The organism is Micropruina sp. (assembly GCF_027492755.1).
Classification (GTDB): domain Bacteria; phylum Actinomycetota; class Actinomycetes; order Propionibacteriales; family Propionibacteriaceae; genus Micropruina.
Window position 1 is genome coordinate 1 of sequence record NZ_JAPUED010000213.1, and the last position, 5,900, is coordinate 5,900.

A 5,900-nucleotide genomic window follows, 5' to 3' on the forward strand; every position below is an offset into this window, starting at 1 on the left:
GCAAGGGCAACTACACCTTCGGCCTGACCGAGCAGGTCATGTTCCACGAGATCGATCAGGACCGGATCGACCGCGTGCGCGGCATGGACATCACCTTCGTCACCACCGCGACCAACGACGACGAGGGCCGGGCGCTGCTGAAGCACCTGGGCTTCCCGTTCAAGGCCCCGGAGAACGATCCGAAGAAGGCCGTCGCCAAGAAGCGGCGTCCGCAGGGTGCTTCCAAGAGCGCCCAGAAGAAGTCCCTGAAGAGGAAGTGACGAAGGTATGGCCAAGACAGCGCTGAAGGTCAAGCAGGCCCGCAAGCCGAAGTTCGGCGTCCGCGCCTACACCCGGTGCAGCAAGTGCGGCCGGCCCAAGGCCGTCTACCGCAAGTTCGGCCTGTGCCGGGTCTGCCTGCGGGAACTGGCGCACGCCGGTCAGCTCCCCGGTGTGACCAAATCCAGCTGGTGAGTTGATCACCTCCACCCGAACAGGTCAGGCGCCTGGGAAACGGCGTCCTGAAACCGTCCGAGAAAGAAGAAACAAGTCATGACCATGACTGACCCGATCGCAGACATGCTGACGCGTCTGCGCAACGCCAACCAGGCATACCACGACTCGACGTCGATGCCGCACAGCAAGATCAAGGTCGGCATCGCCGAGATCCTGAAGGCCCAGGGCTACATCAGTGGCTTCGAAGTCAAGGACCCGGCGGCCGGCGAGGTCGGCAAGACGCTGACCCTCACCCTGAAGTACGGCTCCAACCGGGAGCGCTCGATCGCCGGTGTCCGGCGGATCAGCAAGCCCGGTCTGCGGGTCTACGCCAAGTCCAACGAGCTGCCGAAGGTGCTGGGCGGCCTGGGGATCGCGATCATCTCGACCTCCCAGGGCCTGCTCACCGACGCCGAGGCCAACGCCAAGTCCGTGGGCGGCGAAGTGCTCGCCTACGTGTGGTGAGAGAGGAGTACTGACATGTCGCGAATTGGCAGGCTCCCGATCGCCGTCCCGGCGGGCGTGGAGGTGAAACTGGACGGCCAGCAGGTCGAGGTGAAGGGCCCCAAGGGTTCCCTCACCCACACCGTGGCCGAGCCGATCAAGATCGGTCGCAACGATGCCGGTGAGCTCGAGGTGACCCGCCCGGACGACGAGCGGATCAGCCGCTCGCTGCACGGACTGACCCGAACTCTGGTGGCCAACATGGTCACCGGTGTGACCGCCGGCTACGAGAAGAAGCTCGAGATCGTCGGCGTCGGCTACCGCGTCATCGCGAAGGGCCCGACCCAGCTCGAGTTCAACCTCGGTTTCAGCCATCCGGTCGTGGTGAACGCCCCCGCGGGCATCACCTTCTCGGTCGAGAAGCCGACGGCGTTCACCGTCTACGGCATCGACAAGCAGGCCGTCGGCGAGGTTGCGGCGAACATCCGCAAGATCCGCAAGCCGGAGCCCTACAAGGGCAAGGGTGTGCGCTACGCCGGCGAGCGGGTTCGCCGCAAGGTTGGAAAGGCTGGTAAGTGATGGCTATCTCGCTGTCGAACAACAAGGCGACGGCCGACCGGGTCGCGGCGCGGCTGCGCCGGCAGGTCCGGGGCCGCAAGAAGATCGCCGGCAGCCCGGAGCGTCCGCGGCTGGTCGTCACCCGCTCGGCTCGGCACCTGTTCGTCCAGGTGATCGACGACACCGCGGGCAGCACGCTGGCCTCGGCGTCCTCGATGGAGGCCGACGTCCGCAAGGTGAAGGGCGACAAGACCGAGGTGGCCAAGAAGGTCGGTGCGCTGATCGCCGACCGCGCCAAGGCCGCGGGTGTCACCACGGTGGTCTTCGACCGCGCCGGCAACAAGTACCACGGACGGATCGCGGCGCTGGCCGACAGCGCCCGTGAAGCCGGCCTGGGATTCTGACGGACTCGAAAGGACAACAACGATGAATGGAAACCAGCGCCGCGGAGGCGGTGCCGCTGGTGGCGAGCGTCGTGGCCGCGAGGACCGTCGGGGCAACAACGCCGATAAGGACAAGAGCAACTACCTCGAGCGGGTAGTGGCGATCAACCGGGTGGCCAAGGTCGTCCAGGGTGGCCGCCGGTTCAGCTTCACCGCGCTGGTCGTGGTGGGCGACGGCGACGGCACCGTGGGTGTCGGCTACGGCAAGGCCCGCGAGGTTCCGGCCGCGATCGCCAAGGGTGTGGAAGAGGCCAAGAAGGCGTTCTTCCGGGTGCCCCGCATCCAGGGCACCATCCCGCACCCGGTGCAGGGCGAGAAGGCCGCCGGTGTGGTCATGCTCCGTCCGGCTTCCCCGGGTACCGGCGTCATCGCCGGCGGCTCGGCCCGCGCCGTGCTCGAGTGCGCCGGTGTGCACGACGTGCTCGCCAAGTCGCTGGGCTCGGACAACGCGATCAACGTGGTGCACGCCACCGTTGCCGCGCTGAAGAGCCTGGAAGAGCCCGAGCAGGTCGCCAAGCGTCGTGGCCTGCCGGTGGCGGACGTCGCCCCGGCCGCGCTGCTGCGCGCCCGTGAGGAGGCGAAGCACTGATGAGCAAGATCAAGGTGACCCAGGTCAAGTCCGGCGTGGGTCGCAAGCAGAACCAGCGCGAGACCCTGCGGTCGCTCGGTCTCAAGCGGATCGGTGACTCGGTGGTGATCGAGGCCCGTCCCGAGCTCGTGGGCATGGCCAAGTCGATCTCGCACCTGGTCACCGTCGAGGAGGTCGACTGACATGCCGCTGAAGTTGCATCACTTGCGCCCGGCTCCGGGTGCCAAGACCGAGAAGACCCGGGTGGGTCGTGGTGAGGGCGGCAAGGGCGGCAAGACCGCCGGCCGTGGCACCAAGGGCACCGGGGCGCGCAAGAACGTGCCGCAGAACTTCGAGGGCGGGCAGATGCCGCTGCACATGCGGCTACCCAAGCTGCGCGGCTTCAAGAACCCGTTCCGGGTCGAGTACCAGGTGGTGAACGTCGCCAAGCTCGGCGAACTGTTCCCCAACGGTGGTGAGGTCGGCGTGGCCGATCTGGTCGCCGCTGGTGCCGTCCGCGACGGCAACCTGGTCAAGGTGCTCGGCAACGGGGAGCTCTCCGTCGCCCTGCAGGTGAGCGCGCATGCGTTCTCCGCTTCCGCCAAGACCAAGATCGAGGCCGCCGGGGGCACCGCCACCCAGCTCTGAGCTGATCTGAGCGCGAGGGCGGGACGACGTTCGGTCGTCCCGCCCTCGTGCTGTGCGCCTCGCCAATCGCCGCTGACACCGCGTCCGGCGCGGTGTCAGCTGCCCGCTATCCTGACCGGGATCGAAAGGGAACATCCCTGCCATGACCTCCGCTCACCTGCACCATGCTGCCCTGGACGCGATCGGGCAGGAGATCGTGGACGGCGCCCGCCCGGTCGGTTCGGTGCTGACCCTGGCCGACTTGGAGCAACGGTTCACCGTGTCCCGGACGGTGGCCCGCGAGATCATGCGGATCCTGGAATCGCTGGGCATGGTGCGTTCCCGGCGCCGGGTGGGCATCACCATCCGCCCTCGGTCGAGCTGGAACGTGCTCGACCCGCTGGTGGTCGGCTGGCGGCTGCGCGGCGAGGAACACGACCGGGTGCTGCTCGACGTCACCGAACTGCGTGCGGCACTGCAGCCGATGGCGGCTGAGCTGGCCGCCCGCAACGCCACCGTCGAGCAGCGCGAGCGACTGATCGAGCTGGCCGACGAGATCGTCCGCACCAGCCGGCATCCGGAACGCACCGACGAACTCGCCGAGGCCGAGCTGGCCTTCCACATGCTGTTGCTCCGGGCGACGGCCAACGAGTTGTTCGCCGGCTTCTCCGGCGTGGTGCGGCTGGTCGAGCGACTGGACGGCCCGCAGTCACCCGAACCCGGCCTGGTCTGGGCGGAGCGCTACCGCCGGATCGCCGCCGCGGTGGCGGCCGGGGACGGCGAGACGGCCAGGATCGCGTCCCGCGCCCAGGTGGCCCAGGGCCTGGCCGGGATGACCGCACGAGTGGGGGAGCGGCCCTCGATCGCCGAGCCGCCGAGCTCGGATCACTGGTCCGTGTAGTACCGAACCACAATGTTCGGCGGCGTCCGAGATGTCCGTTTCCGGCTCGGTCCGGGCGGGGCTGTGGAACTTGGTAGAGTTTGCCGGGTTGCGCGCGGTTCTCGCGCGCGCTGATCAAGGGTAGAGGAGTACTGGTCGGATGCTGTCGGCCTTCGTCAACGCGCTGAGGACGCCAGACCTGCGCCGCAAGATCCTGTTCACCCTCGGTATCCTCGCGGTCTTCCGGCTCGGCTCCGTGATCCCGACGCCGAACGTGAACCTGGTGAATGTGAACGCCTGCCGGGTCGAGGCCGCCTCGGGCGCCAACGCCGGGCTCTACTCGATGATCAATCTGTTCTCGGGTGGGGCGCTGCTGCAGCTGGCCATCTTCGCGCTGGGTGTGATGCCCTACATCACCGCGAGCATCATCCTGCAGCTGCTCACCGTGGTGATCCCGCGGTTGGAGGCGCTGAAGAAGGAGGGCGCGTCCGGCACTGCCAAGATCACTCAGTACACCCGCTACCTGACCCTGGTGCTGGCCGTACTGAACGCCACCGCGTTCGTCACTCTGGCCGTCAACGGTCAGCTGTTCCAGGGCTGCACCCGCGACCTGGTCTACGACAAGGGCATCTTCGCGATCATCGTGATGGTGATGACGATGACCGCGGGCACCGGCCTGATCATGTGGATGGGCGAGCTGATCACCGAGCGCGGCGTCGGCAACGGCATGTCGATCCTGATCTTCACCCAGATCGCCGCCCAGTTCCCGGCTTCGCTGTGGTCGATCAAGGAGAGCCGCGAGGGCGCCGCCGGCTGGCTGGCCTTCGCGGTGGTGATGGCGGTGGGCCTGCTGGTCATGCTCGGCGTCGTCTATATGGAGCAGGCGCAACGCCGCATCCCGGTCCAGTACGCCAAACGTATGGTGGGTCGCAGGCTGTTCGGCGGCACCACCACCTACATTCCGCTGAAGGTCAACCAGGCCGGCGTCATCCCGGTCATCTTCGCCTCGTCGATGCTCTACCTGCCGGTGCTGTACTCGCAGTTCCAGCCGGACAGCCCGGTCTCGGGATGGATCCAGACCCACCTCGTCCAGTCCAACGGACTGTGGTACAACACGATCTTCTTCGCGATGATCATCGCGTTCACCTACTTCTACGTGGCGATCACCTTCGACCCGGTCGAGGTCGCCGACAACATGAAGAAGTACGGCGGCTTCATTCCGGGCATCCGGGCCGGCAAGCCGACCGAGGACTACCTGGCGTTCGTGCTCTCGCGGCTGACCGCGCCGGGCTCGCTCTACCTGGGCCTGATCTCGCTGATCCCATCCATCGCGTTCCTCTTTTTCAACGCACAGAACGAATTCCCCTTCGGTGGCACTAGCATTCTGATCGTTGTCGGCGTTGGGTTGGACACGGTCAAGCAGATCGAGAGCCAGCTGCAGCAGCGCAACTACGAAGGATTCCTCAGATAGCTCAACGGTGAGGCAGGACGCAATGCGATTGTTGATCATGGGCCCCCCGGGTGCCGGTAAAGGCACCCAGGCCGCCGTCATCGGCGAGCACTACAACATTCCGGCCATCTCGACCGGGAACATCTTCCGGTTGGCCATCACGAACCGGACGCCGCTGGGCGAGCGGATCAAGCGGATCATCTCCGAGGGTGGCTACGTTCCCGATCGGCTCACCCTGCAGGTCGTCATCCAGCGCCTCGAGGAAGAGGACGCCAAGGGCGGCTGGCTGCTGGACGGCTTCCCGCGCACGGTGGGCCAGGTGAAGGCGCTCGACAAGGAGTTGGACGCCCATGGCTTCCGCCTCGACGCCGTGGTGTCGCTGACCGCCGACGAGGAGGCGATCATCCAGCGGATGCTGAAGCGCGCCGAGATCGAGGGCCGTCCCGACGACAACGA

At 66.9% G+C, this 5,900-nt stretch carries 10 protein-coding genes and 1 pseudogene; all 11 read left to right on the forward strand.

Features of this window, described 5'->3' with window-relative positions; translation table 11 throughout:
* Positions 1 to 260: pseudogene (locus Q0066_RS14820) on the forward strand (50S ribosomal protein L5); the annotation flags it as partial.
* A gap of 7 nt (positions 261 to 267) precedes the next feature.
* Positions 268 to 453, forward strand: a complete 186-nt coding sequence (locus tag Q0066_RS14825) for a type Z 30S ribosomal protein S14 (protein WP_298134273.1) — start codon at positions 268 to 270, stop codon at positions 451 to 453.
* A gap of 78 nt (positions 454 to 531) precedes the next feature.
* Positions 532 to 939, forward strand: coding sequence for a 30S ribosomal protein S8 (gene rpsH, locus Q0066_RS14830; protein WP_298134275.1), 408 nt, complete (start codon positions 532 to 534; stop codon positions 937 to 939).
* A 15-nt stretch (positions 940 to 954) separates the two neighbouring features.
* Positions 955 to 1,497, forward strand: a complete 543-nt coding sequence (gene rplF / locus Q0066_RS14835; RefSeq protein ID WP_298134278.1) for a 50S ribosomal protein L6 — start codon at positions 955 to 957, stop codon at positions 1,495 to 1,497.
* Complete coding sequence (rplR, locus tag Q0066_RS14840) at positions 1,497 to 1,880, forward strand: 50S ribosomal protein L18 (RefSeq protein WP_298134280.1); 384 nt, start codon at positions 1,497 to 1,499, stop codon at positions 1,878 to 1,880. The genes rplF and rplR overlap by 1 nt, the downstream gene beginning before the upstream one ends.
* 22 nt (positions 1,881 to 1,902) lie before the next feature.
* On the forward strand, positions 1,903 to 2,508 hold the full coding sequence (rpsE, locus tag Q0066_RS14845) for a 30S ribosomal protein S5 (RefSeq protein WP_298134282.1): 606 nt from the start codon (positions 1,903 to 1,905) through the stop codon (positions 2,506 to 2,508).
* Positions 2,508 to 2,690 carry a 50S ribosomal protein L30 gene (gene rpmD, locus Q0066_RS14850; RefSeq protein ID WP_298134285.1) on the forward strand — a complete coding sequence of 61 codons (183 nt, stop codon included), beginning with the start codon at positions 2,508 to 2,510 and terminating at the stop codon, positions 2,688 to 2,690. Before rpsE ends, rpmD begins: the two co-directional genes overlap by 1 nt.
* A 1-nt stretch (position 2,691) precedes the next feature.
* Entirely contained in the window at positions 2,692 to 3,135 is a 444-nt protein-coding gene (gene rplO / locus Q0066_RS14855; protein WP_298134288.1) for a 50S ribosomal protein L15, read from the forward strand.
* A 142-nt stretch (positions 3,136 to 3,277) separates the two neighbouring features.
* The gene (locus tag Q0066_RS14860) at positions 3,278 to 4,015 is read left to right on the forward strand and encodes an FCD domain-containing protein (RefSeq protein ID WP_298134290.1); all 738 of its coding nucleotides are present in this window, start codon (positions 3,278 to 3,280) and stop codon (positions 4,013 to 4,015) included.
* A gap of 139 nt (positions 4,016 to 4,154) precedes the next feature.
* Complete coding sequence (secY, locus tag Q0066_RS14865) at positions 4,155 to 5,465, forward strand: preprotein translocase subunit SecY (protein ID WP_298134293.1); 1,311 nt, start codon at positions 4,155 to 4,157, stop codon at positions 5,463 to 5,465.
* A 22-nt stretch (positions 5,466 to 5,487) separates the two neighbouring features.
* The coding region (locus tag Q0066_RS14870) for a nucleoside monophosphate kinase (protein ID WP_298134296.1) at positions 5,488 to 5,900 on the forward strand (413 nt) is incomplete at its 3' end.